Raw genomic sequence first — 3,246 nt, 5'->3', positions numbered from 1 at the left:
CTATTCTGCATTATAAATTCTAAATTCTGCATTCACTATTCTTCATTCTGCATTCACTATTCTTCATTCTAAATTCTCCATTCTTCATTCTAAATTCTTCATTCTTCATTCTACATTCTACATTCTTCATTCTACATTCAACTAATACTACCCCGTTTACGAGCCTCCTTATAGGATATTCCCACATTTTTGACACCTGCCCGAATCATTTGTTGTTCAAGCAAAGCAAAGAAGCGATTCCGGTCACCGGCCTTAATCACGGCCTGATTATGAGCTTCAGACACAGCAATGGGATAACCATAGCCTTTATAGACCTGGCCCAGCATTAAACTCAAGGCTTGATTGAGCAATGCCGAATTCTGGGCTACCCATTCTGGCATCTCGATCCGAGCAATTTCTGTACCCACATGGACATAACAGAAATAGATCCGGTGATGGTCGTATAAATCCAGAATCCGTGCGGAACTCTGAAATAGAGGGCTACGCTGTCCTGGTTGCAATAAACTTGCCCAGAGAGTGGTATCCCGCAAGGGGTCAATCACCTGACAGGGCAACTTGTCCGTGAGATTACCACATTGGGTGATACATTTGGGTGTTTCATAGGGACAAGCTGGTAATCTGAGGAAATTAACCATTTCCACACTACGAGAAGCGCTCAGGTAACCAATCAGGGGTACATTAACAGAACGCAACTGCTCCCAAGCTGTTAGAATCGGAGGCAATATGCGATCGCGTGCATCCCCTGGCATCCCATCAAGAAACCAGTAAATTAGGGAACCATCTACTATCGCTAAATTGGGAGTATCCCTGTGGGGAGCTGGTGGCTTCACCCAACGGCAAGCCATTTCTGCTAACATCGATACTTCGGAAATGGTGCGCCGATGCCCCATCCACTCCTCCGTGCGAATCCCCCACTGACGAGAAATATATAAGTCTTCCGGTCGGTAGAACACTTCGGGCACACTATCCAACAGAGGGTAAAGACTTTGTCCATAGTGCAACATTACCCGACCCACATTAATCACATAACAGTAGAGAATTTCGTGGTGAGAGGGGGAAATTTGAGACCCATCGGTGGCGAAAACACTATGGCTTTCAGGGGGACTACTGATATCAACACAAGTATCCAGAGATTCTACAGGTGTTGCCGCCGTGAAAATCATGCGATCGCGCCATTGCTGATGAGACTTGACCAAACTCTCTTGTTGTTTTTTAGCCTTTGCCAGTAATTGTTCAGCCCGTTCTAGGCGTTGGCGAGACGCCACTGCCTCTAGTCTCAGGTGCTTACTAATACCAGGAATTTGTCCTGCCAGTTTTGCCAGATCAAGCATGGAGAGCTGATTAGTAGATTTACCGTAGATTTGCTAATTTCAAACTAGTGATCTGTAACACACTTTTCTTGTGATCCTAAACGACTCATTAAGTGATCCTAAACCAACAGAGATAAATAAACACAATTGTATACATCAGGCTCCAATAACAAACGCGATCCTATACACCAGCCTCAGATCACAAACACGATTGCATACATTACCTTTTCATACTGACAGTATTCATGTCAGTAATTTCTACGAGGTAAGATTTTATGAAGAATCGCCAATTAATGATGTCCTTGTCCCTGGCATCCGCAGCCGTAATTGGTGGTAACGCCCCAGCTCAAGCCATAGACTTCGACTTCAGCTATCAACCAGGAACGTCCCTCGAACAAATGCTCGGGTTTGAAATGGCTGGTGAGATTTGGTCTTACTATTTAACCGATAATGTCACCGTCAAAATTCACGTTGATGTCACCGACGACTTGCCCTCAAACATCCTCGGTGGGGCACTCCCTGGTCTGCAAAAGTCTAAAAAGTACAAAAAATTTCGGAAGAAGCTGAAGTCCGATAGAACGTCGGTAGATGATTATACTGCTTATGATAACCTGCAAAAACATAACTATAATGATGGCCATAGTGGCTATCATGCCGTGTTTGAAAGCAGAAATGGGTGGTACAACAAAAACATTGCTCTGACCAATGCCAATGCCAAAGCCATAAATTACCACAGGAATAACTCCCTTCTCGATGGCTATATCGTCATGAATGACGCCTTCAATTGGAGCTATGATTACCAGCGTAACGCCCCAACCCCATCAAACACCATAGACTTTCTCAGTGTCGGCATCCATGAAATTGGTCATATCTTGGGCTTCGTCAGTGGGGTGGATTCGACGATACTCGCGGATTATGACGCTAGTTATCAGATGAACCTTGACCGTCTGATGCGTACTACCTCCCTGGATATGTACCGCTATAGTGCCTGGAGCGAAGACCAAGACATGCTTGAATTAGCCTATGGTGCCGACGCCTACTTTTCCATTGATGGGGGTAATAAAGTTCTGGCATACTTTTCTGAAGGCAAGGATCCCAATTTAGGATTAGGAGGTGATGGCTATCAAGCCAGCCACTGGGACGGTATGGGCAATGATTTGGGTGTTATGAAGCCAGCCCTAGGTTGGGCAGAGAGGGCCGATATCTCAGCACTAGATTTACGAGCATTTGATGTGATTGGCTGGAACCTAAACTCCACTGTGTTGGGCTCAGATGGACGCCCCAGTGACTCAAATATGACCCTAAATCTCAATAACTTGCTCAACAACGCCAAGAATACCTTAGCCAGCAAAATCGGTGCCTACTTCAATGATCCTAACTGGAATGCCTCATGGATCGACTGGTATATCGCCAATGGCTATAACGAAACAGCAGGATCCTGGCTAGATCAAGACCGGATCCAGAATGTGCTCGACATCTACGAATGGGGCTATGGTGGCGGTGCTGGTGGCGGTAGCAGTGGCGGTGGTGGCGGCAGTGGCGGTGGTGGCGGTGGTGGCGGTGGCAGTGGGCAAGTATTAGGCCAGTTGATAGAACAGCAGCGGTTTTCTTCAAATTTCAATTGGTCAACCTTCAATGCTGACCAGGGATCGGCTCAGGTGCCAGACCCTGGGGCTACCAGTGGCTTAATTGGGTTAGGTCTGTTGGGGATACTCTTAAACCGGGATTAATCGGAACAATTCCGAATAAAAAGGTCAAGGTCAATTTATTGTTGTCTGAGTGAGGGGTGGTCATACAGCAATTGGAGTTAAGCCTCATTAAACTAAGCCGGAGAGTCGCCCCTCCGACTCGTCTTCAAAACCGTACGTGAAGGTTTCCCTTCATACGGCTCCTCATCATAGGAACCATTGTCATTGGTACCTCTAGAACGGATTTT

Annotated in this window: 2 protein-coding genes; one reads left to right on the top strand and one right to left on the bottom strand. The window is 46.1% G+C overall.

Annotated elements, in window-relative coordinates:
• Positions 1 to 137: 137 nt before the first annotated feature.
• Positions 138 to 1,331: a DNA double-strand break repair nuclease NurA gene (locus F6K38_RS37785; protein WP_008178770.1), complete on the bottom strand. Its 1,194-nt coding sequence runs from the start codon at positions 1,329 to 1,331 to the stop codon at positions 138 to 140.
• A gap of 254 nt (positions 1,332 to 1,585) precedes the next feature.
• Here F6K38_RS37785 and F6K38_RS37780 point away from each other — a divergent pair, with 254 nt between their 5' ends.
• On the top strand, positions 1,586 to 3,040 hold the full coding sequence (locus F6K38_RS37780) for an NF038122 family metalloprotease (RefSeq protein WP_287265268.1): 1,455 nt from the start codon (positions 1,586 to 1,588) through the stop codon (positions 3,038 to 3,040).
• Positions 3,041 to 3,246: the final 206 nt, after the last annotated feature.

The organism is Moorena sp. SIO3B2 (assembly GCF_010692525.1).
Lineage (GTDB): Bacteria > Cyanobacteriota > Cyanobacteriia > Cyanobacteriales > Coleofasciculaceae > Moorena > Moorena producens.
Note: the sequence above shows the minus strand (reverse complement) of the source record. Positions and strands in the feature narration are given on the sequence as shown.

Bases quoted from the DNA above. Each gene is read 5' to 3' on its own strand.
- F6K38_RS37785 (WP_008178770.1), bottom strand. From the start codon at position 1,331: ATGCTTGATCTGGCAAAACTGGCAGGACAAATTCCTGGTATTAGTAAG.
- F6K38_RS37780 (WP_287265268.1), top strand. From the start codon at position 1,586: ATGAAGAATCGCCAATTAATGATGTCCTTGTCCCTGGCATCCGCAGCC.